This is a genomic window from Dactylosporangium salmoneum (assembly GCF_039532525.1).
Classification (GTDB): Bacteria; Actinomycetota; Actinomycetes; order Mycobacteriales; family Micromonosporaceae; genus Dactylosporangium; species Dactylosporangium salmoneum.
This window is the reverse complement of record NZ_BAAARV010000016.1, coordinates 276232-301912: the sequence shown is the minus strand read 5'-3', so window position 1 is coordinate 301912 and position 25681 is coordinate 276232. Positions and strand designations below refer to the sequence as shown.

Below are 25681 nucleotides of genomic sequence, written 5' to 3'. Positions count from 1 at the left end.
TCAGGTCGCCACGTGGAGGTCGGTCCACGTGCCGCCGCTCGAGCCGCGACGAAGGCGCGGGCCCTCCGGGGAAGGCCCGCGCCGGGGAGTTGCTACCGGGTCGTCCACTTCTGGGCGCCGGTGCCGTTGCACTGGTACAGCTGCACGATCGTGCCGTTGGCGGTGCCGCTCGAGGTCACGTCCACGCACTTGCCCGAGCCGGCGCCGACGATGCTGCCGTCAGCGTTGAACGTGAACTTCTGGGCCGTTGTGCCGTTGCAGTCCCAGATCTGCACCTTCGTGCCGTTGGCGGTGCCGTTGCCGTTGATGTCGAGGCACTTGCTGCCGTACACCCGCAGCTCACCGGCGGCCGTGCGGGTCCAGGACTGGTTGGTGCCGCCGTGGCAGTCCCAGATGATGAGCTGGGTGCCGCTGGCGGTGCCGGCGCCGTAGACGTCCAGGCAGCGGCCCGACTGCGGGTTGAGCACGGACACGGCCGAGCCGACCGGGGGCACGCCGACGTAGGCGAGGCTGGCCGGGACGGACTGCAGCGCGGAGTACCACCGGGCGCCCATCTTGTCGTAGCCGCCGGCGTTGGGGTGCACGCCGTCGGCCAGGTCGGCGGTGGTGATCGCCGAGTGCATGTCGACCAGGTGGGTGTGCGCGCCCTTCGAGGCGACCACGCCGGGCAGCGCGGCGTTGTAGGCCTGGACCCGGGACTCGAGCGTGGCGTCGCTCTCCGGGGTGATCTGGGCGACGAACAGCTCGACCGTCGGGTCGTTGGCCCGGATCTTGTCGATCAGCGCGGACAGGCGGGCGGGGGCGTTGGCGATGTCGTAGTTCTGGTTCATGTCGTTCGTGCCGATGTGCAGCAGGATGGTGCGCGGCGCGTAGGCCTGCAGCCAGCCGACGATGTTGGCGTCGATCTGGTCGATGCGCCAGCCGGAGTGGCCCTCGTGGTCGTGGTCGCCGAGGCTCGCCGGGCCGTTCGAGCCGGAGCCGACGAAGTCCGCGGTGTAGCCGCCGGCGGCCAGGCGTTTCCACAGCTCGATGCGGTAGCCGCCGGGTACGTTGTAGCCGTCGGTGATGGAGTCGCCCAGCGGCATGATCTTCACGCCGCCGTTGGACTCCGCGTGGGCCGGGCCGGCGGGGCCCAGCACGAGCGCGGCGGCCGCCAGGGCCAGCCCGAGGCCGCCGGCGGCGAGCCGGCGCAGGGTGTGACGCATGGATTCGGTCCTCCTTCCGAAGCGCGCCGCCCTGGCGGGGGCGGCGGGCGCATCGAGTGTCGACGATGTCAAGCGCTTCGAGGGGCTGGGCGGTCCGGCGGGCGCGGCGAGTGTCCCGGCCGGTGCGCCGAGTGGTCGGCACACGTGATCAGCGAGGCATTTTCGCCGCGGATGCGGCAACCGGCCGCCCGGTGGCGCAGAATCCAGCGGGTGGTGAACACGCTGACGATCGACTGTGGCGGCGGCGGCCTCAAGGCGGCCGTGGTCGACGACTCCGACGCGTTGGCCGGGGGACCGATCCGGGTCCCGACGCCGTATCCGTTTCCACCCGAGCGGTTCATCCGGGCCGTGCTCGACATCGAGGCCCAGCTGCCGCCGGCCGAGCGGGCCACGATCGGGCTGCCGGGCATGATCCGTCACGGCGTGGTGGTCGCCACCCCGCACTACGTCACCAAGGCCGGCCCGCACACCGCGGTCGACCCGGGCCTGTACGCCGCCTGGACCGGCTACGACGCGCGGGCCGCGCTGCACCGGGCGCTGGATCGGCCGGTGCTCGTGCTCAACGACGCCGAGGTGCACGGGGCCGCCCTGGTCGACGGCACCGGCCTCGAGCTGGTGATCACCCTCGGCACGGGGCTGGGCAACGCGCTCTTCGACGACGGGGTGCTCGCGCCGCACCTGGAGCTCTCGCACGGTCCCATCCGGCGCAAGCGCACCTACGACACGTACATCGGCGAGATCCAGCGCCGGGAGCTGGGCAACGCCCGGTGGTCGCGGCGGGTGCGCCGCGTGGTGGAGGGGCTGCGGCCGGTGTTCCACTGGGACCGGCTCTACATCGGCGGCGGGAACTCGGCGCTGATCGACGCCGACACCGTGGCCCGCCTCGGCCCGGACGTGACGATCGTGCCCAACACCGCCGGCGTGGTCGGCGGGGCGCGGGCCTGGAAGCTGATGGGGGCATGACCGACCCCGAGCCGGTGATCGTCCGGTCGCCGACCGAGCTGCGCGACCCGGACACCCTGGACCTGGACCTGCTCGACACGCCGGAGCTGGTGGCCCGCATCCACGCCGCGGACGCCACCGTCCCGGCCGCCGTGGCCGCCGCCCTGCCCGCCATCGCGCGGGCCGTGGACCTGGCGGTCGCCGCGCTGCGCGGCGGGGGACGGGTGCACTACGCGGGGGCCGGCACGTCGGGGCGGCTGGCCGTCCTGGACGCGGCCGAGCTGCCGCCGACCTTCGGGCTGGCGCCGGACCGGTTCGTGGCGCACATCGCGGGGGGCGAGCGCGCGCTGCGCACCGCGCTGGAGTCGGTCGAGGACGACGCCGGGCAGGCCCGGGCCGAGCTGGCCGCCGCCCTGGCCCCGGGCGACCTGCTGGTCGGGCTGGCCGCCAGCGGGCGCACGCCGTACCTGGCCGGGGCATTCGCGGCGGCGGCCGACGCCGGGGCGGGGACCGTGCTCGTCACGTCCAACCCGGGCGCGCCGCTGGCCGCCGGGCGGGACGTCTGCATCGTCGTGGACACCGGGCCGGAGGTGGTCACCGGCTCCACCCGGATGAAGGCGGGCACCGCGCAGAAGCTGGTGCTGCACACGTTCTCCACGGCGGTGCTGGTCCGGCTGGGGTACACCTACTCGAACCTCATGGTGGGCCTGCGGGCCACCAACGCCAAGCTGCGCGGCCGGACCCTCACCATTCTGGGCGAGGCGACCGGGGCGGACCCGGCGGCCTGCGCCGAGGCCCTCGCGGCGGCCGGCGGCGACCTGCGCACCGCCCTGGTCGTGCTGCTGACCGGCGTTACGCCGGAAGAGGCGCGGGCCTCGCTGGAGGCCGCCGGTGGGAGCGTCCGGGCGGTGACATCCGGTCGGACCTGACGGAAAAATCCGTTAAGTCCGATTAGGGTGGCGGGGTGCTCACGTACAGCGACTCCGAACTGCTGCTCGCCACCGCCCGCGGGCCGGTCGCGGCGCTGCGGGCGCTGCCGCCGCCGGACGCGGACCGGGGCGCCGCCGTCGTGCTGTGCGCGGGCGTGGTCGGCTCCAAGGAGGACTTCGGGCCGGTGCTGCCGAGCCTGGCCGCGGCCGGGTACCACGCCTACGCCTACGACTACCACGGCCACTACGCGGAGCTGCCCGGCGAGTCCCCGGACCGGCACACCATCGAGCGGCACGGCGCCGACCTCGTGGCGCTGCTGGAGCGCCTCGGCTCGAAGCGCCCGGTGCACCTCGTCGGGCACTCCTACGGCGGCTTCGTGGCCCGCGCCGCCGCCCTGGCCCGGCCCGACCTGCCGGCCTCGGTGACGCTGATCGGCGCCGGGCCCGGCATGGACAACGCCAAGCACCGCAAGCTGCTGTCCGGCTTCGACCACACGCTGCGGCTGCAGGGCTCGGCCGTTATGTGGCCGGTGGTACGGCGGCTGGTGCCGGAGGGCGACGTGGCCCGTCGCGAGTTCTGGCGTCGCCGGCTGGCCGGGATGCGGCTGGCGTTCCTGCAGGGGGCGCTGCGCTCGCTCACCGTCGAGGGCGACCGCGGCGCCGACCTGCGCGCCACCCGGCTGCCGGTGCTGCTGCTGCACGGCCACCGCGACCAGCGCCTGTGGTCCGCCCGCGACTTCGCCTCCTACGCCGAACGGCTCGGCGCCGAGCTGGAGATCATCCCGGACGCCTCGCACAGCCCCAACCTGGAGCAGCCGGAGCGCACCGTCGCGGCGCTGCTGCGGTTCTGGGCCGGTGCCGAGCGGCGCGCGGCCGAGCGGCTGTTCCTGGATCTGGTCCGGCCCCGCGGCCTGCCCGACCCCTACGCCGCCTACCGGGCCTTGCGCGAGCGCACGCCGGTGCTGCGCATCGAGCTGCCCGGCAAGGCCGCCGCGGTGGTGCTCAGCCGGCACGCCGACGTGGCCCGGGTGCTGCAGGAGTCCGGGTTCGTCAGCCCCGGCGAGGACCCGGCCCGGCTGACCCCGAGCTGGCGGGACGTGCGGATCATCCGCTGCCTCTACCAGTCGTTCGGCTGGCGCGAGGGGACGGTCCACGGCGAGCTGCGCGCCGCGCTGGGCCGCCGGCTGGTGCCCCGGCGGGCCGAGGAGCTGCGCGAGAGCACGGCGGCGACCGCGGAGGAGTGCCTGGACATGCTCGGCGCCCGGCTGGCCGGCGGCGGCGTGGTCAACCTGGCCGAGGCGCTGGCCATCCCGTTCGCGTCGCTGGTCATCGGGCGGCTGCTGGACCTGCCCGACGCGGAGGCGCTGCGGCTGGGCGAGGCGGCCCGGGTGGCCTCGGCCGCCTTCGAGCCGTTCATGACCCCCCGCCAGCGCGGCGAGATGGCCGACGCCGGGGAGCTCCTCCTGGACGCGCTCGAGACGCTGGCGGCCGATCGCCAGGACGGGCTGCTCGCGGTGGTACGGCGGCTGCGCCCGGACGCCGGCGAACAGTACCTCGGCGACCTCGTCCTGCTGTTCGGCGCCGGCTACGACTCGCCCGCGAGCCTCGTCACCCTCGGGGCGCGGCTGCTGCTGGAGCACCCGGACCAGGCCGCGCTGGTGCGCGACGACGCCACCGCCGAGCGGGCCGTCGAGGAGATCCTGCGGTACGAGCCGCCGGTGCAGATCGCGGTGCGGATCGCGACCGTGCCGGCCCGCTTCGGCGACGTCGAGGTCGAGCCGGGCATGGCCGTGCTCGGGCTGGTCGGGGCGGCCAACCGGGATCCGGCGTACACCACGGATCCCGAACGGTTCGACGTGCTGCGGCGGCCGGCCCGCGCGTCGCTGAGCTTCGGCGCCGGGCGGCACTTCTGCCCGGGCGCGGCGCTGGCCCGCATGCACGCCCAGGTGCTCTTCCCGCGCCTGCTGCGCCGGTTCCCGGGCCTGCGCCCGGCCGGACCGCCCCGCTTCCGCGCGCCCGGCACCATGCTGCGCGGCATCGAGGACCTGCCCGTCACCCTGGAGGCCTGACCCGTGCGCGTGCTGTTCACCATGAACCCGGCCCCGGGGCACCTGTTCTCGATGGTGCCGCTGGCCTGGGCGCTGCACCTGCGCGGCGACCAGGTGCTCGTGGCCGTGCCGCAGCCCCTGCACCAGCAGGTCCGCCGGGCCGGGCTGACCGCCGCGGTCGTCGGCGGCGAGGCGTCGTTCTTCGAGCTGTGGCCGGCCGGGCTGGAGCTCGGCGGCAACGAGGAGCTCGACCTCGACGTCTTCGTGGCCATCGCCGAGCGCACCCGCGACGACGTCGGCGCGCTGGTGCGGGCGTGGCGGCCCGACCTGGTCGTGACCGAGCCGGTGGAGTACGCCGGGCCGCTCGCCGCCACCCGGGCCGGCATCCCGTGGGTGCTGCAGCACTGGGGGCTGCCGGTGCCCGAGCCGGCGCACCGGTCCGCGCTGGCCCGCGTCGAGCCGAGGCTTTCCCAGTTGTACGGCGGGATCGTGGTCGACCCGCCCGCCCTCACGGTCGACACCTGCCCGCCGAGCCTGGGCGCGGCGGCGGGCGGGACGCCGATGCGGTACGTGCCCTACAACGCCGCCTGCACCGTCCCCGACTGGCTGCTGGAGCCGCCGCGGCGCCCGCGGGTGTGCGTGTCGATGGGCACCGTGCCGATCCCGGAGGGCGTCGACGGCCTCACCGCCGCCGTGCACGGCCTGCGCGACCTCGACGTGGAGGTGGTGGTCTCCGGCGCCGGCGTGCACGGCGTGGCCGACCTGCCGGGCAACGCGCGGCGCATCGGCTGGATCCCGCACAACCAGGTGCTGCCCTCGTGCGCGCTCTTCGTGCACCACGGCGGGTCGGGCAGCTCGATGGCGGCCCTGACCATCGGGCGGCCGCAGCTGCTCATGCCGCAGATGTGCGACCAGTTCGCCATCGCCGAGCGGCTCACCGCGGCCGGCGCGGCGCGGTGCGTGCCGTTTCCGGAGCGCTCGGCGGCCGCCGTGCGGATCGAGGCGGCGAAGCTGCTCTCGGACGACGGCTACCGGGCCCGGGCGGCCGCGCTGGCCGCCGAGATCGCCGCGATGCCCTCCCCGGCGTCGGTGGCCGACAGGATCGCCGCGCTCGTGAGGGCCTGACGACCGTCGTGCGACTTTGGTCGTACGACCTCGCGCAGACGACGCCGTCCGCTCGCGTGCCTAGCGTGGCTGAGCGTGACGAGAACTGTGGCGGTGCGGGCCGCCGATGTGGTGAAGGTGTACGGCACCGGGGAGACCGCGGTGCGGGCGCTGGACGGGGTGGGTGTCGAGTTCGCGGCGGGGGAGTTCACCGCCGTGATGGGCCCGTCGGGCTCCGGCAAGTCGACCCTCATGCACTGCCTGGCCGGGCTGGACGCGGTCGACGGCGGTTCGGTGCAGGTCGGCGGGGCCGAGTTGACCGGGCTGGGGGACCGGGCGCTGACCCGGCTGCGGCGGGAGCGGATCGGCTTCGTGTTCCAGTCGTTCAACCTGCTGCCGACGCTCACCGCCGAGCAGAACATCACGCTGCCGCTGGACCTGGCCGGGCGCCGCCCCGACCCGGCCTGGATGCGCGAGCTGGTCGCCGCGCTCGGTCTGCAGGACCGGCTGCGGCACCGGCCGGCCGAGCTGTCCGGCGGGCAGCAGCAGCGGGTGGCGTGCGCGCGGGCGCTGCTCGGCCGGCCCGATGTGGTCTTCGCCGACGAGCCGACCGGCAACCTCGACTCGCGCACCGGGGCCGGCGTGCTGGAGTTCCTGCGGCGCAGCGTGCGCGAGCTGGGGCAGACCATCGTCATGGTGACCCACGACCCGGTGGCGGCCGGCCACGCCGATCGGGCGGTCCTGCTGGCCGACGGCCGGATCGTGGACGAGATCCAGCAGCCGGACCCGGAGTCGGTCCTGGCCGGTCTTCGCCGGCTGGGTGGTTGAGATGCGTGCGCTCGCGCTTTCCCGCCTGCGGGTCCGGCGGCTCGGGGCGACCCTGGTCGCGGTGGTCCTGGCCGTCGCGTTCGTCGCCGGGACGCTCATCTACCGCGACACTGCCCGGGCCGCGCTCTACGACGAGTACGCCCGCGGGGCCAGAAACGTCGGCGTGGCCCTCACCGCCCGCGGCGGCGCCCGCCTCGACCCGGCCGCACTCGACGCGCTGCGCGCGGACGCCGGGGTGGCCGCGGCCGACGGGCGGATGGCCGCCCGCCTGCCGCTGCTGGACCGCAACGGCCGGCTCGTCACCGACCTCGGCGAGCCCGGCTTCGCGGTGAACGCCGGCGCGGTCGCGGCGCTTCGCCCCTTCGACCTGCACGCCGGGCGGCTGCCCGAGCGCGAGGGCGAGGCCGCGCTCGACGCCCGCACCGCGGCCCGGATCGGCGCGACGGTCGGCGCCGACGTGACCGTGGTCGACGCGGGGGAGACCCGCCGCCCGCTGCGCCTGGTCGGCCTCGTCGACGTCACCGGCGTCGGCGGCAGCGGGACGTCCACCGTGGTGCTCACCGACGCCGAGCTGACCCGGCTCACCGGCGACCGCGGCTACCGGGAGGTGGTGGCGTCGCTGCGCCCGGGCGCGGACGCCGCCGCGGTGCGCGAGCGCGCCGCCCGCCTCGACCCGGCCGCGCGGGCGCGCACCGGCGACCAGCTGCGCCGCGACCTGGCCCGGGAGGCCTCCGGCCAGCTCAGCGGGCTCTTGGTCGGCATCGCCCTGTTCGCCCTCGTGGCCGTGCTGGTCGCCGGGTTCGTCATCGTCAACACGTTCACGATCCTGATGGCCCAGCGGCTGCGGGAGACGGCGCTGCTGCGCTGCGTCGGCGCCGGGCGGGGCCAGGTCTTCCGGCTGGTGCTCGCGGAGGCCGCGCTCGTCGGCCTGGCCGGCGCGGTGGCCGGCACCGCGCTCGGGGTGCTCGTCGCGCTCGGCCTGTCCCGCCTCTCGCCGGTGCTCGGCCTGCCCGCCGGCCCGGTCGTGCTCGGCCCGCTGCCGCTGCTGGCCGGCCCGGCCCTCGGTGTGCTGGTCACCGTGGCCGCGGCCGTCGCGCCGGCGCTTCGGTCGGCCCGGGTGCGCCCGGTGGCGGCGCTGCGGGCGGCGGCGCCCTCGCCCCGCCCGCGCGGCCGGCTGTCGGTCGTGCTCGCCGGGCTCTCGGCGGTCGCGGGCGCCGCGCTCACCGTGGTCGGGGTGCGCGGGACCGGCGGCCCGCTCGCCGGCATGACGCTGGTGATGCTCGGCGGGATCGGCATCTTCCTGGCGCTGCTGCTGCTCGCGCCGCGGCTCGTCGGGCCGGTGGTGCGGGCGTTGGGGTGGCTGCCGGGGCGGCTGTTCGGCGTACCGGCGAAAATGGCCACGGCGAATGCGGCCCGCAACCCGGCGCGGACCGCGGCCACGACGGCGACCCTCCTCATCGGGGTGGCCCTGATGGCCGGCGGCGGCACGGTCGCGGCCACCGTCAGCCGCACCGCCGAGGCCCGCCTGAACGCCGCGTTCCCAGTCGACTTCCTGCTCACCCCGGCGGTGGCGGGCCAGTCGGTGCCGGCCGAGGTGGCCGGCGAGATCCGCGCCGCGGGCTTCCCTGTCGTCGTTCCCGTGCGCCAGGGCCGGGCCGGCGACGTGCTGGTCGGCACGCTCGACCCGGCGGCCCTCGCGGGCGGCCTGCCGTCCCCGCGGCCCGGCGCCGCGGTCGTGCCCGCCGGCTCGGCGGCGGCCCGGTCGGGACGCGTCGACCTCGTCGCGGGCCCCCGCCGGCTGAGCCTGACCGTGGCCGCCGCGCAGAACTCGTCCCTGGCCGGCGACGTGCTCGTGACCGCGGCCGACTTCGACGCCCTCTTCCCGGACGTGCGCGACGACGCGATGGTGCTGGTGTCCGGGGGCACACGGGCCCGGCTGGACGCCGCGCTGGCCGCCCACCCGCTGGTCCAGGTGGCCGACCTGGCCCAGGTCCGCGACGAGCGCGACGCCGCCATCGGCCAGTTCGTCGCCGTGATCGCCGCCCTGCTCGGCTTCGCGCTCGTCATCGCCGTGATCGGCATCGGCAACACGTTGTCGCTGTCGGTGCTGGAGCGGGCGCCGGAGTCGGCCCTGGTGCGGGCGCTCGGGCTGACCCGCGCGCAGCTCGGCGCCACCCTGCTGACCGAGGCGCTGCTCATGGCCCTGGCCGGGGCGCTGGGCGGGGTGGCGTTCGGGGTGCCCTACGGCTGGCTGACCACCACCGCGGCGCTGGGCGGCACGGTCCTGTTCGACGTCCCGGTGGCCCGCCTTGCCCTGTTCGTCGGGCTGGCCGCGCTCGCCGCCGTCGTGGCCGCCGTGCTGCCGGCCCGGCGGGCGGCGCGAACGGCCAACCTTGTCGTACCCCCGGCCTAACCTAAGTGCCTGTTGGTAAAGGGTCTATGTGTGCCAGCGTGGTGCGGCACCCTCGCCGACGACGGCACCGCAACCGGCTATGTCAAGTGCTGACCGTCCTCGTGCGGGACCCTCAACAGCGACGGCACCACCAGCGGCTACCTGAAGTGCTGATGCCGCCCGGCGGTCAACCGTGGGACTGCGACAGCCCGGAGTGCTGTAGCTGCCATACAGCCGCTCCGATGGGTCCTCATACGCAATCAACTGAGCGGCCGGTGTCCTGGCCGGTGGTGTGTTGGCGGAGGAGCTTTAGGCTGATGGCGGAGGCCCAGGTCCAGGTGACCGCTCCGCCGAGAAGCAGCCACCGGAAGTCGCCGGTCGTTGCAGCGATTCCCGCGGCGGCGAGGTCGGCGGCGACGGCGGCGATGCTGTACGCCGCCCACGCGTGCTGGCCTCGGCTGAGGAACCGCCGGGCGAACACGATGCTGGCGGCGTCCAGCGCGAGTCCGGAGACAAGGGCCGCCGTGTTGTGCGCCTGCCCCTGCCAGGACGGCGTCGCCGCGCCGGTGCCGGCGGCGGGGAAGCCGGACACCGGGTCGGTGACGAAGGCGGCGGCTGCGACGAGGGCGAGGCCGAACACGCCGAGCAGGCGAGGCCCCCAGGTCCGGGCGGGGCCGGAGCCGAGCACCCGTCGCGCGCCAACGGCGCCAGCCGCGGCGAGCAGCCCGGTGACGACGAAGTTCGTGGTCTGGATCCAGCCGAAGTCGCCGAGGCTGAGGGCGCTGAGCGGGTGTCGGGACGGGTCGAAGCCGACTCGGGTGGCCTCCTGGACGAGGACCGTCGTGAGGAACAACGGACCGGCGACGGTACCGCAGCCGAGCAAGAAGCGGACGCGGTTCGAGCGGCCTTGGTCGGGCGCTGCGGCAATGGTGAAGCGGCTGGTAGAGGTGGACATGATGATCACGCCTTCGAGTCGGGCTGTCGGAAGCTATTGGTGGTGGTGGTGTTCATCGCGCGATCCTGTGCATCGTGGAGGTGTAGCCGCCGCCGGGAAAGGTCCACTGTCCGACGTTGGTGTCCTCGTCGACGAAGGTGCCCTTGTAGTAGGACAAGGACCCGGGCTCGCCACCCCAGATGGTCAGGCTGTCCCCGTCCAACTCGTACACGTAGTCGAGTGTGTTGCCTCGGGTGTCGTAGGCACGCGAGCGGACCTCGGGGCTCGGCGGCTCCCCGAAGGGCTGCAGATGACCGATGACCTCCAGCGCATTGACGTCGCTGCCGAACAGGTGCATGTCGACGTGCTGAAGGAGGAAGAAGCCGCCTTCCATCCACTCGTAGGTGACGGTGCCAGTGCTGTCACCGGAGAGTTGCCAGGTGCCGACCAGGCGGTCCAGAGACTGCATGGCAGGGCTGGGTGTCGGGGTTGGGGTGGTGTCGCTCATCGTGGTCCTCTCGTGTCGGATGGTGTCCTTTACGGTAGGAAGGGGGAGTGGCCGAGATATCTCAGAAATCCGCAGGCTCGCCCGACCGAAACAGGGTCTTGCTGCAGACCGGGCTGCTGGAGCCGGAGATGTTCGACCGGTACTTCGCGGTCCGCGGTTTCGAGCCGGCCGCCGACGTGGCGGCGTGTGTGTCGCACTACTGGGTCATGCGGTGGCGGCTGCCCTACAATGTGACCTACCGACCGACCGAAGTGCTCCCGACTCCGATGGTGCACGCCTTCTTCACCGCACAGGGCGGGTTCGTGCACGGGATCAGCGACGGCGCCCTCAGCTACGACACGGCCGGTGCCGGCGCCATCGCCGGCATCGCCTTCAAGCCCGGCGGTTTCGCGCCGTACTGGGGTGGACGCATCAACGAGCTGCGCGGCGGACGCATCAACCTGGCAACTGTGTTCCCCGACGCCGGCACCCGCTTCTGCAGTGAGCTGCTGCTAAAGCCCGAGGAGCAGATTGCGGAGGCCTTTGACAGTCTCCTGCGCTCAAGGCCGGCCCAGCCTCCCATCCAGCACCTGGAGCTCATCGCGGACGCCGTGGCAGCCATGATGCGAGAGGACGGCCCCACCACGGTCAGCGCCCTCGCCGCAGAGCTCTTCCGCAGCGAGCGGAGCCTGCAGGCGGCCTTCACCGAGTATGTCGGAGTCGGCCCCAAGTGGCTCCTGAAACGGCAACGCCTGTTGAGGGCGATCGGCAGGACCGGCGACACAGCACGTCCCGATTGGGCCAGGGTGGCTGCCGACATGGGCTACAGCAGCCAGACGCACCTGCTGAACGACTTCAAGGAGGTCGTCGGAGTCACACCCACCGTCTACCTTAGGCAACTACGCCGACAGCACTAACCGGGGCCATTTAGTAGCCGGATGGGTGTGAGCGCCACAGACTGGCCCTGTTCGTCGGGCTGGCCGCGCTCGCCGCCGTCGTGGCCGCCGTGCTGCCGGCCCGGCGAGCGGCGCGAACGGCCAATCTTGTCGTACCCCCGGCCTAAGGTTGACGGCATGGCGGAACGGCTGTTCGACGCGGGGGTCGTGGCCGGGGTCCTGGTGCTGCTCTACCTGGAGCGCACCCTGGCCCCGGCCCCCGTGCTGGCCGCCGGCGCGCTGATGGCCGTGGCGCTGCTGTGGCGGCGCCGCCACTCGCTGCCGGTCCTGGCCGTGGTCTACGCCCTGGCCCTGACCCACCTGGCCATGCGCGGCGCCGTGCGGATGTTCGACGTGGCGGTGCTCGTGGCGATGTATTCGGTGGTGAAGTACCGGCCCCGCCCGCTGTGGGGCATCCTGGCGGGGGCGGGGGCCGGCGTGGGCGTGTTGCTGGCCGCCGCCTCGGAGCAGCGCAACAGCGGCAACTTCTGGACCGTCCTGTGGGTCACCGGCGCGGTGACGGTCGCGGTGTGGTTCACGGCCTACGGCGTGCGGACCCGCCGGCTGTACATCGCCTCGCTGGAGGAGCGCGCCGCCACCCTGGAGCGCGAGCGCGATCACCTGGCCCGGCTCGCGGCGGCCGACGAGCGGGCCGCCATCGCCCGCGAGCTGCACGACGTCATCGCCCACAGCCTGAGCGTCATGATCGTCCAGGCCGACGGCGCCGGCTACACGCTGGACCCCTCCGCCGAGGAGGCCCGCCGCGCCTTGACGACGATCGCCGAGACGGGCCGCGAGGCGTTGACCGACATGCGCCGCGTCCTGACCGTGCTGCGCACCGGCACCGCCCTGCCCGACGATGCCGCGCGCGGTGACGGCTCGTCCCGTTCGCTGGACGCGGCGTACGACGGCGGCACGGGGCGGCGGCGGGCCGGGCTGGCCGAGCTGGACGCCGTGGTCGCCCGGGCGGAGGAGGCCGGGCTGCGGGTGGCGGTCGAGCGGCGGGGCGACCTGGCCGCGTTGGGCGGGGTGGAGGACCTGATCGCCTTCCGGATCGTGCAGGAGTCGGTCACCAACGCGCTGCGCCATGCGCTTCCCGGCGCGGCCATGACCGTCCGCCTCGAGCGTTCGGGCGACCTGCTGACCATCACGGCGACGGACGACGGAGGCCGGGCCACCGATCCGGGCGCGCCCTTACCCAGCGGCGCGCCCTCGCCCGGCGGCGTGCCCGCTTCCTTGCCCGGCGGTGCGTCCTCGGCCGGCGGCGTGCTCTCGCCCGGCGGCGTGCCCGCTTCCTTGCCCGGCGGTGCGTCCTCGGCCGGCGGCGTGCTCTCGCCCGGTGGTGCGCCCGCTTCCTTGCCCGGCGGTGCGCCCGCGTCCTCGCCCGGCGGCGCGCTCCCGTCCGGCCCGGGCGGTGGCGGGCATGGGCTGGTGGGCATGTGGGAGCGGGTGGCGTTGCACGGCGGGACGTTTGAGGCCGGGCCGGTGGGCGGGGGCGGCTGGCGGGTCGTGGCGACGCTGCCGCTCGGGGCGGGGCTGCCGGCGGGGGCGCGGCGGTGACCGGGCCGATCCGGGTGGTCGTCGTCGACGACCAGGAGCTGGTGCGGGCCGGGTTCCGGATGATCCTCTCGGCGCAGACGGACATGGAGGTGGTCGGGGAGGCCGGCGACGGGGCCGAGGCGCTGCGGCTGCTGCGCTCGGTGGCGGCCGACGTCGTCGTCATGGACATCCGCATGCCCATCATGGACGGGGTGGCGGCCACCGCCGAGATCGCAGCCCGGGACGGTGGCCCGCGGGTGCTGGTGCTGACCACGTTCGACACCGACGAGGACGCGTTCGCGGCGCTGCGGGCCGGGGCCAGCGGCTTCCTGCTCAAGAATGCGCCGCCGGGGGAGCTGCTGGCGGCCATCCGCGTCGTGGCGGCGGGGGAGGCGGTCGTGGCGCCCCGGGTCACGCGGCGGTTGCTGGACCGCTTCGCCGACCGGTTCGTGCTGCCCGACCCGGCCGCGGCCCCGTCCCGGCGTCCGGGCGCGGGCGGCGCGGCCGGGTTGGAGCTGCTGACCGACCGGGAGCACCAGGTGCTGCTGGCCGTGGCCGAGGGCCTCTCCAACGCCGAGATCGGCGAGCGGCTGGGCGTGGCCGAGGCGACGGTCAAGACCCACGTCGGGCGGATCCTGACCAAGCTCGGGCTGCGGGACCGGGTGCAGCTGGTGGTGCTGGCGTACGAGTCCGGTCTCGTCCGGCCCGAACGCTGACGTTCGCGACCCGTCGGAACCTGGGCGATCGCGGCCCGGCCGCGTGGGTGGCGCCCGCGGATGGGGAGAGATGGCGGCGGCCCGCAGTGCCGGGCTTGCCGGTCCTTGCGCAGCGGGCGGATCGTCGCGTCCAGGGGACGAGGGCGACCGGCCTGGGCTGGGGAGCAGCCATTTCGCCACCGGCACGAGCCTTGCCGGAGCACCGGAAAAGCGGACCGTGACGGTGGGTATATCGACGGTGTCGTCATGCTCTTGCGAAGCCGAGCAAGAATCAAACAGGGATGCGTCTGGATATTGCGCGCCGGTGTCGGCCGGTCTACCGTCCCTCTTGCACCGAACTCTCCGCCAGCCGGTGCAACCAAAAGCGGCCGCAAGGCCATCACCCCCCGCCTGTACCGACCCTTCGGCTCGATACCAAGCACCGCACCGAGACAGAGACCGGCGTGCACCCCGAAATCCGCCGACCGTGGGGCGCCGGGCGATGGGTCGTGTCTCCGGCACGTCGAAAGTGAGCGTCCAAATGCTCCGGCACATCAAACGAATGCGACCCCGGGCGCGCACGTCCGCGCTGGTCGCCGGCGCGACGCTGGCGGCCGCCGGCGTGGCTGTCGCCGTCGCTACGCCCGCCCTCGCGGCCGCCACCGGAGGGGTCGGGGCCACCCTGCCCTACGTCGAGGTACAGGCCGAGAACAGCGCGACCAACGGCACCCTGATCGGGCCGAGCGCGGCCTACAACACGCTGCCGTCCGAGGCGTCCTACCGCAAGGCAGTGACGCTGCAGGGGACCGGCAAGTACGTCGAGTTCACCACGCCCGTGGCCACGAACTCGATCGTGTTCCGCTACAGCATCCCCGACACGTCGGGCGGCTCCGTCTACACGGCGCCGTTGTCGCTGTACATCGACGGCACCCGCAGCACGAACTTCACCCTCACCAACGCGTACAGCTGGTACTACGGCGGCTACCCGTTCACCAACTCGCCGGGCAGCAACCCGCACCACTTCTACGACGAGGTCAACCGGCTCTTCCCGACCACCTACCCGGCGGGGACCAAGTTCCGGCTGCAGGTCGACTCGGACTCGACCGCGTCGTCGTACACCATCGACTTCGCCGACTTCGAGAACGTCGGGCCGGCGCTGGCGCAGCCCAGCGGCTCGGTCTCGGTGACCAGCACGGGTGCCGACCCGTCCGGTGCGGCCGACTCGACGGCGGCGTTCAACGCGGCGATCGCCGCCGCGGGTGCCGGTGGCACCGTGTGGATCCCGGAGGGCACCTTCCGGATCCCCGGCAGCTCGCCCGGCTGTGGCATGTCGTGCAGTCACATCATCGTGAACAACGTCACCATCAAGGGCGCCGGCATGTGGCGCTCGAGGATCACCGGCAACGCGCCCGGCTTCTACGGCGGGTGGGCGCCGAACGGCGGCACCAACGTCCATCTCTCCGACTTCGCGATCTTCGGCAACGTCCAGGAGCGCAACGACGGCGACCAGGTCAACGGCATCGGTGGCGCGCTGAGCAACTCCACCGTCGACCGGGTGTGGATCGAGCACGCCAAGGTCGGCGCCTGGATGGACGGGCCGATGAACAACCTGGTCTTCAGCCAGATGCGGCTGCGCAACTTCACCGCCGACGGCGTGAACTTCCACAACGGCGTCACCAACTCGAAGGTCACCAACAGCGACATCCGCAACGCCGGCGACGACGGCCTGGCCACGTGGTCGGAGCAGAACGCGGACGCCAACGACTCCTTCGACCACAACACCGTGCAGTACCCGATCCTGGCCAACGGCATCGCGATCTACGGCGGGCACGACAACTTCGTGACCGACAACCGGGTCATCGACGCGGGTCTCAGCCAGGGCGGCGGCATCCACGTCGCGCAGCGCTTCGCCTCCACGACGCTGGGCCGCACCGACGTGCTGCGCAACACGATCATCCGCTCCGGCAGCCTCGACCCGAACTGGCAGTTCGGCGTCGGCGCGCTGTGGTTCGACGCCCGTGACGGCGGCATGACCGGCCTGACCAACGTCGACAACATCCTGATCCAGCAGAGCCCGTTCGAGGCCATCCAGTTCGTCTCGGGCTCGAACATCTCCAACGTGAAGATCAACAACGCGACCATCCAGAACACCGGCACCTGGGCGATCCAGGAGCAGGTCGGCGGGGCCGCGACGATCAGCAACTCCACCGCCACCGGCGTGCAGGCCCCGGCCGCGATCTACAACTGCGGCGTCGGCTTCACCCTCACCGACGGCGGCGGCAACAGTGGGCTGTCCGGCACGGCCTGCTCGAACATCCAGAACCCGACCTTCCCGCCGTACCTGCCGGACAACGGCTCGAACGTCAACATCAGCCCGAACGCCCTGGGCTTCGGCTCGGTGGTCACCGGCTCGACCAGCGCCGCGCAGTCGGTCACGGTCACCAACAGCGGCACCGCGTCGGCCCCGGTCGGCACGATCTCCATCTCCGGTGACTTCGCGCAGACCAACACCTGCGGCAGCAGCATCGCCGCCGGCGCGTCCTGCACGGTCAGCGTCACGTTCAAGCCGACCGCGGCGGGCGCCCGCAGCGGCACGCTGACGATCACCGCCTCGGGCATCACCAACAGCGTGCCGCTGTCCGGCACCGGCGTGGCTCCCGGCCCGATCGTGAACGCCAACCCCGGCAGCCTGAGCTTCGGCGGTACCGTCGTCGGCGCTTCGGCGGCCACCCAGGCCGTGACGCTGACGAACAGCGGGACCACCGCGGCGACCGTGTCGAGCATCGCGGCGTCGGGCGACTTCAGCCAGACCAACACCTGCGGCAGCAGCATCGCCGTGGGCGCCTCCTGCACGGTCACGGTGAAGTTCACCCCGACGGCGTCGGGCTCGCGCAGCGGCTCGCTGACCGTCACCAGCAACGCCAACAACAGCCCGACCGTCGTGGCCCTGTCCGGCAGCGGCATCGGCACCGACACCAACATCGCGCTGAACAAGACGGCCACGGCCTCCAGCCAGGTCAACGGCACCCAGGCGGCCACCACGGCGACCGACGGCAACGCCAACACCTACTGGGAGAGCGCCAACAACGCCTTCCCGCAGTGGATTCAGGTCGACCTCGGCGCGGTGACCAGCATCGGCAAGGTCACGCTGAAGCTCCCGCCGTCGACCGCGTGGGGCGCCCGGACGCAGACCCTGTCGGTCCAGGCCAGCAACGACGGCAGCACCTTCAGCACGATCTCGGCGTCGGCGGGCCGCACCTTCGACCCGGCGACGGGCAACGCGGTCAGCATCACGGTGCCGGCCACCAGCACCCGGTACGTGCGGATCAACATCACCGCCAACACCGGCTGGCCGGCGGGCCAGCTCGCCGAGCTCGAGGTGTACCCGAGCGGCGGCGGCACCACCACCTCGCCGGTGCTGTCGGCGAGCCCGGCCTCGCTGAGCTTCGCCACCCAGGCGCTGAACACCACCAGCGCGGCCCAGGGGGTCACCTTCACCAACACCGGCACCGCGGCGGCGACCGTCTCCGGGGTGTCCGTGACCGGCGACTACAGCCAGACCAACAACTGCGGCTCGATCGCCGTCGGCGCGTCGTGCACCGTCAACGTGAGCTTCCGGCCCACGGCGTCGGGCACCCGCACCGGCACGCTGACCGTCAACAGCAACGCGTCGAACAACCCGACCACGGTCTCGCTGAGCGGCACCGGTGCGGGCACGACGCAGACCAACCTGGCGGCCGGCAAGCCCACGCAGGAGTCGAGCCACAACGACGTGTACCCGTCCAGCAACGTGACCGACGGCAACCAGAACACCTACTGGGAGAGCGCCAACAACGCCTTCCCGCAGTGGGTTCAGGTCGACCTCGGCTCGTCGCAGAGCGCGTCGCGGATCGTGCTGCAGCTGCCCGCCGGCTGGGGCCAGCGCACCCAGCGCATCCAGGTCCAGGGCAGCACCAACGGCACGTCGTTCACCGAGCTCCAGGCCGCGACCGACTACTCGTTCGCGCCCGGCTCCAACAACACCGTCACCATCACGTTCGGCGCGACCAGCCAGCGGTACTTCCGGCTGAACTTCTCGTCGAACAGCGGATGGCCGGCGGGCCAGCTCTCCACCTTCGAGGTCTGGAACAGCTGACGTTCTGAGAAGGGAGCCCCGCACCGGTCACCGGTGCGGGGCTCATTTCTGTAAGGCCTTGACATAACCCATTTGCGGCAAGGAGGATTACGCGCCGTGGCGGCGCAGCAGACGCATCCCCGCGACCTGTGGCGCCGCGATCTGGGCGGGACGGCCAGGCGGGTCGCGGAGACCTTGCGCCTGTACGGGCCCCGCACCCGGGCCGAGCTCGTCACGCTCAGCGGCCTGTCGCGCCCGACGGTCTCGGCCGTGCTCACCGACCTCGGCGGCGCCGGCCTGGTGAGCGAGAAGGTCGGCACCGCGGCCCGGCCCGTGGGCGGCCGCCCGGCCTCCGTGGTCCAGCTGACCCGCCGGGCCGGCATCGCGGTCGGCGCCGACATCGGCCGCCGCCACGTGCGGGTCGCCGTCGCGGACCTCGGCCACGCGGTCATCGCCGAGCGCGAGGCGCGCACCGACTTCGACATCGACGACCGGCCGCTGGACGCCCTGGAGCTCGCGGTCGGGCTGGTCGATGCGGCGCTCGGCGACATCGGGGCCACCCGCGACGACGTCGTCGGCGTCGGGCTCGGGGTGCCCGCCCCGATCACCCGCGACTGGCGCATCGGCTCGCCGCCCATGCTGCCCGGCTGGGCCGACCTGCGCCCCGCCGACGAGCTCACCGCCCGGCTGGCGCTGCCGGTGCGGGTCGACAACGACGCCAACCTGGCCACGCTCGGCGAGTACGTCTGGGGCGCCGGCCGCGGCTGCACCGACCTCGTCTACGTCAAGCTCGCCACCGGCATCGGCGCCGGGATCGTCCTGGACGGCCGGCTCTACCGCGGGGCGGCCGGCACCGCGGGCGAACTCGGCCACGTCACCCTCGACGCCCGCGGGGCGGTCTGCCGGTGCGGCAACCGCGGCTGCGTCGAGCTGGCCGTCGGCGGCCGCGCGCTGCTCGCCCACGCCCGCCAGTCCCACCCGGAGCTGCACGACCTCAAGGGGCTCGTCGCCCTGGCCCACGCCGGGGATACCGGGTGCCGGCGGCTCATCATCGACGCGGGGACGCAGCTGGGGTACGCGCTGGGCAACCTCGTCAACCTCATCAACCCGCAGCGGGTGCTGCTCGGCGACGAGCTGGGGGCGGCCACCGACCTGCTGCGCGAGCCGTTGCAGCGGGGGCTGGCCGAGACGGCGCTCGCGGCGGCGGCCGAGGCGGTCGACGTGGCGCAGAGCGCGCTGTCGCTGCGGGCGGCCTCGCTCGGCGCGGTGGCGCTGGCGCTGGGCATCGACACGGTGCCGTTCGCCGCGGCGAACCAGGCCTGAGCGCGGCGCCGTTCGCGCAACGGCTGGAAGTTAGCAGAACATGTCGCGCGGCTCGCGGCGTCTGTTGGGCACGGAATGCCGATACGAGGGATGTCCACCTGCGCGGCCCGGCGCTGGTGCGTTTCGCGCGGCTGCTCACCGGCGACGACCACCGCGCCGACGACCTGGTGCAGGACGTGCTGGCCAAGGCGTTCGTGCACTGGCGGCGGGTGGACGGCGCCGACCGGCCCGACGTCTACGTGCGCCGGATGCTCGTCAACGCCAACGCCTCCTGGTGGCGCCGCCGCGCCAGCGGCGAGGTCGCCGTGCCCGAGCCGCCGGAGCGGCCCGCGGGCGCCGACATCGGCACCGAGGTGGCCGAGCGCGACCGCCTGTGGCGGCTGGTCGTGCGGCTGCCGGTCCGCCAGCGCGCGGTGCCGCCCCGCCCGAGCGGCGACTGGTCCGTCAGCGGCTTCGGCCTGCTGTGCGAGGTGGACGGCTACGACCAGGCCGCCGTCGACGCGGTCGGGGCCGGGGTCACCGTGCGGGCCGACATGCGTGACCTGGCGAAGTTCCCGGAACACCTCGTCGGTTAGGCCGATTTTCGCGCCCACCCCCGCCCCGATTCGATTCGGCGGGGGTGTTGGCGCGCATGTTGATCTATATACTGAATCCTTGGGGGTCCGATCGGTCATGCCCGCGGAGGACGTGTGCTGTACTTTTTTCTCAGCTACGCCCGCGGGCCCGACGACCTGTTCGTAAGGCGCTTCTACAACGATCTCTGCAGCGAGGTCCGCGTCCACGCCGGTCTGGACCGCGACGCCGAGGTGGGATTCCTCGACAATCACAACATCGAACCGGGGCAGAACTGGCCCCAGGCGCTCATCAATGCCATCGCCGAGTGCGCGACTTTCCTGGCGCTCTATTCTCCGGCGTACTTCCTGAGCCAGCCCTGCGGCAAGGAATGGACGATGTTCGACCTGCGTTCACGCGGCGCCCCGCGCGGCGACGAGCAGCCGGTCGCGGGCCTGATCCCGGTCGTGTGGCTGCCGCCGCGGGAGCTGCCCGAGGTGGCCAAGACCGTCCACTACGACCTGGACGTGGAGGAAGAGGCCTACCGGCGGCGCGGGCTGCGCCAGCTGCTGCGATTACAGCGCATGCACGACGCCTACATCGAGTTCCTCTCGATGATCGCCGAGCGGATCGTCAGCGCCGCCGCCGTGCCCCCGCCGCGCGGCTCGACGCAACTGGACTTCGACCGGCTGGAGAGTGCCTTCCACCCCAGCGCGGCCCCCGACGCGGGCCAGGGCAGCTGGACCGGCCAGACGATCCACTTCGTGATCGCCGCGCCGTCGCGCCCGGACGCCGAGGCGATCGAGCGTGACGGCGGCTTCTACGGCCGCGACCCGCTGGACTGGGCGCCGTTCTGGCCGGTGCAGGCGCGGCCGCTGCGGGAGTACGCCGAGAGGGTCGCCTCCGAGCTGGGCTTCGACTCGCGGTTCACCGGCCTGGACCGGCTCGGCGACCGGGTCAAGGTGGCCCAGCAGAACAACCACATCGTGGTGCTGCTGGTCGACCCGTGGTGCGCCGACCTGGCCGCGCACCGGGAGCTGCTGCTGGAGTACGACCATCATCGCGAGCACGTCTCGGCGATGCTCGTGGTGATGAGCGCCGGCGACGTGCAGACCCAGGAGCACAGCGCCCGCCTCGCCGGGCTCATGCACGACACGCTCGGCAACAACGAGCGCCGGCTCGACGAGGTGATGCTGCGGCGCAGCGTGCTGACCGGGCCCGCCTTCGAGGCGGATCTGGCGGTGGTACTCGCCGAGGCCCGCAACCGCCTGGTCGCCGACGGCCGCGTGTTCCGCCGCCCGCCCCCGGGCCAGTACGCTCCCCGCCCGATTCTCGAAGGACCATAGGAGGGACGATGACCGACACAGACGACGACGCGCGGACGTCCGGCCAGATCGTCACCTTCTACTCGTACAAGGGCGGCTCCGGCCGGACCATGACCCTGGCCAACATCGCCTGGATCCTGGCCAGCAACGGCTATCGGGTGCTCGCCGTCGACTGGGACCTCGAGTCGCCGGGCCTGCACCGGTACTTCCACCCCTTCCTGCTGGACAAGGAGCTGCGCAACTCCCCGGGCGTCATCGAGATGCTCACCCAGTTCGTCACCGCCGCCCTGCAGCCCGACCGCGACGACGACCTCGAGTGGGTCGACGAGCAGGCCCAGGTGCTCGACCACGCGGTGTCGCTGGACTGGCAGTTCCCCGGCGGGGGCGGCATCGACCTGCTGCCCTCGGGCCGGCAGAACCGCTCCTACGCCGCCGCGGTGAGCACCTTCGACTGGCCGAAGTTCTACGACCGGCTGCCCGGTGCCGCGTTCATCGACGCGCTGGCCCGCAACATGCGTGAGCACTACGACTACGTGCTCATCGACAGCCGCACCGGCCTGTCCGACGCGGCCGGCGTCTGCACCGTGCTGTTGCCCGACACCGTGGTCAACTGCTTCACGCTGAGCATCCAGAGCGTCGACGGTGCCGTGGCGGTCAGCGAGTCGATCCGCCAGCAGCGGCGCGGCCGGCCGATCCGCTTCCTGCCCGTGCTGATGCGGGTCGAGGACGCCGAGCAGGTGAAGCTCGACATCGGCCGCGACCACGCCCGGCAGCGCTTCCGGCCGTTCCTGGAGCACCGCAGCCCGGACGAGGCCAACCGGTACTGGGGCGACGTCGAGGTCCCCTACAAGCCGTACTTCGCCTACGAGGAGATCCTGGCGACCTTCGCCGAACGCCCCCGGCTGGAGACCTCGCTGCTGGCCGCGTTCGAGCGGCTGGCCGGGGTGCTCACCGACGGCGCGGTCCGGGAGATGCCGGCCATCGACGAGGCCAAGCGCCGGCACTGGCTCTTCGAGTTCGAGCGGCCCCGCCCGAGCAGCGCCTCGGACGTGCTCATCAGCTACGCCGCGGTCGACCGCATGTGGGCGGAGTGGATCCAGCAGCGGCTCATCGACGCCGGCATGCGGGTCGCGCTGCACGACATCGACTCGGTCACCGGCCAGCACTTCACCACCGAGCTGGAGCGGCGGCTGGCCACCGTCGGGCGGACCCTCGTGCTGCTGTCCAAGGACTACGTCTCCTCGCCGCAGGCGGCCCAGCTGTGGCAGCTGCTGGACAGCCGGACCGCGGGCGGGGCGCCGGCCGTGGTGCCGGTCCGCCTGGACAGCACCCGGCTGTCCGCGCCGTTCACCGAGCGGCTCCCCACCGACCTGGCCAACCTGCCCCGGGAGCGGGCGCACGAGGCCGTGCTCACCGCGGTCGGCGCCATCATGCACACGGTCGGGCGCCCCGGCGAGGCCGACGACGCCGGCGGGCCGCGGTTCCCGGGCGCGCTGCCGCCGATCTGGAACCTCCCGCAGCGCAACCCGGCCTTCACCGGCCGCCGCGACACCCTCGAGCAGCTGCGGGACCGCCTCTCGGCCAGCGTGACCGTGGTCGTACCGCAGGCCCTCTACGGCCTCGGCGGCGTCGGCAAGACGCAGGTGGCGATCGAGTACGCGTACCGCTTCGCCGCCGACTACGACCTCGTCTGGTGGATCTCGGCCGAGCAGGTCTCCCAGGTCCGCTCGACCCTCGGCGAGCTGGCCCGGGAGCTCAAGCTGCAGGAGGCGGACACCCTCGGCGAGAGCGTGCGGATGGTCCGCGACGCGCTGCGCCAGGGCAGGCCGTACAAGCGCTGGCTGCTCATCTTCGACAACGTCGGCGACCCGGAGACGATCCGCGAGTTCATCCCGCAGGGCAGCGGCCACGTGCTGCTCACCTCGCGCAACCAGGAGTGGACGCAGGACGCCCACGTCGTGGAGATCACCACGTTCACCCGGGCGGAGAGCATCACCTTCCTGACCCGGCGGGTGAGCGGCCTGTCCCCGGAGCACGCCGAGGCCGTCGCCAACCGGCTCGGCGACCTGCCCCTGGCGATCGAGCAGGCGGCGGCGTGGCTGTCGGAGACCGGCATGCCCGTGAGCCGGTACCTCGAACTGCTCGACACCCAGCCGCTGCGCATCCTCGCCGAGAACGCGCCGGTGGGCTACGAGCAGACGACCGCGGCGACCTGGCAGCTGTCGCTGGAGCAGCTGCGCAAGCAGTCCCCGGCCGCGGCCAAGCTGCTGGAGATCTGCGCCTTCTTCGCGCCCGAGCCCATCCCGACCCGGCTGCTGTACACCCCGCGGTTCACCCAGCCGCTGCTGGAGTACGACCCGGCCCTGCACGACCCGATCCGCCAGGGCCGGCTGATCCGCCAGATCGGCCGCTACGCCCTGGCCTCGGTCGACTCCGGGCAGACCATCATGCAGATCCACCGGCTGGTCCAGGCGGTCATCCAGGGCAGCCTCACCGACGCCGAGCGGGAGGAGAACCGCAAGCACGTCTACCAGGTGCTGGCCACCGCCGAGCGGGCCGACCCGGACGACTTCACCAGCTGGCCCGCCTACGCCCGGCTCCTGCCGCACGTGCGCGGCTCGCGGGCCAACTCCTCCTCCGACCCGTCGGTGCGGCTGTTCGTGGTGGACGTGGTGCGGTACCTCTGGTCCCGCGGCGACTTCAGCAGCAGCCAGGAGCTGGCCGAGGAGACCGTCGCGACCTGGCGGGGCGACCCGCGCATCGGCGAGGACGCGCTCACCCTGCTGCTCGACTTCCACCTCGGCAACTCGCTGCGCTCGCAGGCCTTCTTCGACCGGGCCCTGGAGATCGACCAACGGGCGCTGGAGCGGCTCAAGGAGGTCGTCGAGGAGGAGGACGACCCGTACATCGTGCTGACCGCCGGCGGCGTGGCCGCCGACCTGCGCGCGCTGGGCCGCTTCCAGGAGGCGCGGGAGCTGGCCGAGGAGACCTTCGCCCGGGCCCAGCGCACGTTCGGCGAGGAGCACTCCCGCACGCTCGCGGCGGCCAACAACGTGGCGGTGTCGCTGCGCCTGGTCGGCGACTTCCGCGGCGCCGCGTCCTACGACCAGGACGTCATGGAGCGGCTGCGCCGGGTCTCCGGCGAGCGGCACCTGACCACCCTGCTGGCGGCCAACAACTACGCGCACGACCTGCGGGCCGTCGGCCGCTTCGAGGAGTCCCGGGAGCTGCTGGAGTCGACGCTGCAGACCTACCGCAACATCCTCGGCGACTCCGCGCCCGCCACGCTGCGCGCGGCCAAGAACATGGCGGTGACGCTGCGCAAGCTGGGCGACATCCGGGCCGCCCGGCAGCTCACGAACGACACCCTGCAGCGGTACCGCGACCTGCACGGCGAGGAGCACCCGGACACCCTGTCGTGCCTCATGAACGCGGCGTTCGAGGAGTCGGCGCTGGGCAATGGGGAGGCGGCCGAGCGCATCGCCCGGCAGGTGCTGGCCGGCTACGAGAGCCTCTACGACGAGAAGCACCCATTCCGCCTCGCGGCGCTGAACAACCTCGCCATCTTCGCCCGGCTCAACGGCAAGCACGAGGAGGCCCGGGCCTTCTCGGTGCAGGCCTGCGAGCGGTTCGAGCAGGCGCTCGGCGCCGAGCACGTCTACACGCTGTCCAGCCGCATCAACCTGGCCAACGTCATCTTCGACGAGGGCGACCTGCACGAGTCGCGGGAGATCGACGAGAAGGTGTGGGCAGCCCTGGAGAAGGTCCTCGGCGACGACAACCCGGACACCCTGGCCGCGGCGGCCAACCTGGTGGTGAGCCGGCGGCGGACCGGCGACGGGGAGGGCGCGGACGAGCTGTTCAAGATCACTTTACAGCGGAGCCGCTCGGCGCTGGGGGAGCATCACCCGAACACCCTCGCCCTGCGCGAGGGCCGGCGGCTCAACTGCGACATCTCGCCGCCGCCGACGTAAGCGGCGCGGCACGGCGGGCCCGGGGCGTTCACGCTTCGGGCCCGTTCGCGTCTGCGGTGCAATGGCGTTACCCGGCGCTGCCGCCGGAAGAACATGATCCGCAATGACCGACGCCCGGCTTCGCGCGATTGGGGTGGCGTTTGCCGGGCGGCGTTGGGTCGGAAAGGGCCTAAAGGGCCGACGAAAAGGCGGAGACCGTGAGCAGGTCCCGCTCCTTCGGGTTGAACAGGCGCTGCATCACGCTGTCGAGGGTCGAGGACGTGGCCGAGTCGGGCTCGGTCATTAATGCCTGCAACCGCACCGTCGCGAGTTCCAGGAGCTCGTCCTGGACCTCGTTCGCACCTGGCTTGTCCAT

General features: G+C 73.2%; 18 protein-coding genes. 14 read left to right on the top strand and 4 right to left on the bottom strand.

Annotation, left to right across the window (positions count from 1 at the left end):
• Positions 1–92: 92 nt before the first annotated feature.
• Positions 93–1205, bottom strand: coding sequence for an RICIN domain-containing protein (locus ABD352_RS08995; protein WP_344611780.1), 1113 nt, complete (start codon positions 1203–1205; stop codon positions 93–95).
• 210 nt (positions 1206–1415) lie between these two features.
• Between ABD352_RS08995 and ABD352_RS08990 the strand changes: the two genes are divergently transcribed.
• From ABD352_RS08990 to ABD352_RS08965, 6 genes are all read left to right on the top strand, one after another.
• On the top strand, positions 1416–2168 hold the full coding sequence (locus ABD352_RS08990) for an ROK family protein (protein ID WP_344611779.1): 753 nt from the start codon (positions 1416–1418) through the stop codon (positions 2166–2168).
• Positions 2165–3076 (top strand): N-acetylmuramic acid 6-phosphate etherase, encoded by a 912-nt coding sequence (locus tag ABD352_RS08985; RefSeq protein WP_344611778.1) that lies wholly within the window; start codon positions 2165–2167, stop codon positions 3074–3076. Before ABD352_RS08990 ends, ABD352_RS08985 begins: the two co-directional genes overlap by 4 nt.
• 35 nt (positions 3077–3111) lie before the next feature.
• Complete coding sequence (locus ABD352_RS08980) at positions 3112–5145, top strand: alpha/beta fold hydrolase (protein ID WP_344611777.1); 2034 nt, start codon at positions 3112–3114, stop codon at positions 5143–5145.
• 3 nt (positions 5146–5148) lie between these two features.
• Positions 5149–6249: a nucleotide disphospho-sugar-binding domain-containing protein gene (locus tag ABD352_RS08975; protein ID WP_344611776.1), complete on the top strand. Its 1101-nt coding sequence runs from the start codon at positions 5149–5151 to the stop codon at positions 6247–6249.
• A 75-nt stretch (positions 6250–6324) separates the two neighbouring features.
• Positions 6325–7056, top strand: coding sequence for an ABC transporter ATP-binding protein (locus tag ABD352_RS08970; RefSeq protein WP_344611775.1), 732 nt, complete (start codon positions 6325–6327; stop codon positions 7054–7056).
• A 1-nt stretch (position 7057) separates the two neighbouring features.
• The gene (locus ABD352_RS08965; RefSeq protein WP_344611774.1) at positions 7058–9469 is read left to right on the top strand and encodes an FtsX-like permease family protein; all 2412 of its coding nucleotides are present in this window, start codon (positions 7058–7060) and stop codon (positions 9467–9469) included.
• Between the two features lie 229 nt (positions 9470–9698).
• On the opposite strand, the gene ABD352_RS08960 is transcribed toward ABD352_RS08965, so the two are convergent.
• A complete protein-coding gene (locus ABD352_RS08960) occupies positions 9699–10403 on the bottom strand; it encodes a DUF998 domain-containing protein (RefSeq protein ID WP_344611773.1) in 705 nt (234 codons plus the stop codon).
• Positions 10404–10455: 52 nt separating this feature from the next.
• A complete protein-coding gene (locus tag ABD352_RS08955) occupies positions 10456–10890 on the bottom strand; it encodes a hypothetical protein (RefSeq protein ID WP_344611772.1) in 435 nt (144 codons plus the stop codon).
• 47 nt (positions 10891–10937) lie between these two features.
• Here ABD352_RS08955 and ABD352_RS08950 point away from each other — a divergent pair, with 47 nt between their 5' ends.
• From ABD352_RS08950 to fxsT, 8 genes are all read left to right on the top strand, one after another.
• Positions 10938–11786 carry a helix-turn-helix domain-containing protein gene (locus ABD352_RS08950; RefSeq protein ID WP_344611771.1) on the top strand — a complete coding sequence of 283 codons (849 nt, stop codon included), beginning with the start codon at positions 10938–10940 and terminating at the stop codon, positions 11784–11786.
• 156 nt (positions 11787–11942) lie between these two features.
• A complete protein-coding gene (locus ABD352_RS08945; RefSeq protein WP_344611770.1) occupies positions 11943–13364 on the top strand; it encodes a sensor histidine kinase in 1422 nt (473 codons plus the stop codon).
• A gap of 59 nt (positions 13365–13423) precedes the next feature.
• Positions 13424–14059 (top strand): response regulator, encoded by a 636-nt coding sequence (locus tag ABD352_RS08940; protein WP_425553507.1) that lies wholly within the window; start codon positions 13424–13426, stop codon positions 14057–14059.
• 541 nt (positions 14060–14600) lie between these two features.
• Positions 14601–18173: a choice-of-anchor D domain-containing protein gene (locus ABD352_RS08935; protein WP_344611768.1), complete on the top strand. Its 3573-nt coding sequence runs from the start codon at positions 14601–14603 to the stop codon at positions 18171–18173.
• A 96-nt stretch (positions 18174–18269) separates the two neighbouring features.
• Complete coding sequence (locus tag ABD352_RS08930) at positions 18270–19475, top strand: ROK family transcriptional regulator (RefSeq protein ID WP_344611767.1); 1206 nt, start codon at positions 18270–18272, stop codon at positions 19473–19475.
• Positions 19476–19591: 116 nt separating this feature from the next.
• The gene (locus ABD352_RS08925; protein ID WP_344611766.1) at positions 19592–20050 is read left to right on the top strand and encodes a sigma factor; all 459 of its coding nucleotides are present in this window, start codon (positions 19592–19594) and stop codon (positions 20048–20050) included.
• 114 nt (positions 20051–20164) lie between these two features.
• On the top strand, positions 20165–21373 hold the full coding sequence (locus tag ABD352_RS08920; protein WP_344611765.1) for a TIR-like protein FxsC: 1209 nt from the start codon (positions 20165–20167) through the stop codon (positions 21371–21373).
• A gap of 8 nt (positions 21374–21381) precedes the next feature.
• Complete coding sequence (gene fxsT, locus ABD352_RS08915; RefSeq protein ID WP_344611764.1) at positions 21382–25326, top strand: FxSxx-COOH system tetratricopeptide repeat protein; 3945 nt, start codon at positions 21382–21384, stop codon at positions 25324–25326.
• 169 nt (positions 25327–25495) lie between these two features.
• On the opposite strand, the gene ABD352_RS08910 is transcribed toward fxsT, so the two are convergent.
• Positions 25496–25681 carry a hypothetical protein gene (locus ABD352_RS08910; protein WP_344611763.1) on the bottom strand — a complete coding sequence of 62 codons (186 nt, stop codon included), beginning with the start codon at positions 25679–25681 and terminating at the stop codon, positions 25496–25498.

What these genes read in the sequence shown, in the direction of transcription:
- ABD352_RS08995 (WP_344611780.1), bottom strand. Translation starts at nt 1,205, where the DNA reads ATGCGTCACACCCTGCGCCGGCTCGCCGCCGGCGGCCTCGGGCTGGCC.
- ABD352_RS08985 (WP_344611778.1), top strand. Translation starts at nt 2,165, where the DNA reads ATGACCGACCCCGAGCCGGTGATCGTCCGGTCGCCGACCGAGCTGCGC.
- ABD352_RS08965 (WP_344611774.1), top strand. Translation starts at nt 7,058, where the DNA reads ATGCGTGCGCTCGCGCTTTCCCGCCTGCGGGTCCGGCGGCTCGGGGCG.
- ABD352_RS08960 (WP_344611773.1), bottom strand. Translation starts at nt 10,403, where the DNA reads ATGTCCACCTCTACCAGCCGCTTCACCATTGCCGCAGCGCCCGACCAA.
- ABD352_RS08955 (WP_344611772.1), bottom strand. Translation starts at nt 10,890, where the DNA reads ATGAGCGACACCACCCCAACCCCGACACCCAGCCCTGCCATGCAGTCT.
- ABD352_RS08945 (WP_344611770.1), top strand. Translation starts at nt 11,943, where the DNA reads ATGGCGGAACGGCTGTTCGACGCGGGGGTCGTGGCCGGGGTCCTGGTG.
- ABD352_RS08940 (WP_425553507.1), top strand. Translation starts at nt 13,424, where the DNA reads ATGATCCTCTCGGCGCAGACGGACATGGAGGTGGTCGGGGAGGCCGGC.
- ABD352_RS08935 (WP_344611768.1), top strand. Translation starts at nt 14,601, where the DNA reads ATGCGACCCCGGGCGCGCACGTCCGCGCTGGTCGCCGGCGCGACGCTG.
- fxsT (WP_344611764.1), top strand. Translation starts at nt 21,382, where the DNA reads ATGACCGACACAGACGACGACGCGCGGACGTCCGGCCAGATCGTCACC.
- ABD352_RS08910 (WP_344611763.1), bottom strand. Translation starts at nt 25,681, where the DNA reads ATGGACAAGCCAGGTGCGAACGAGGTCCAGGACGAGCTCCTGGAACTC.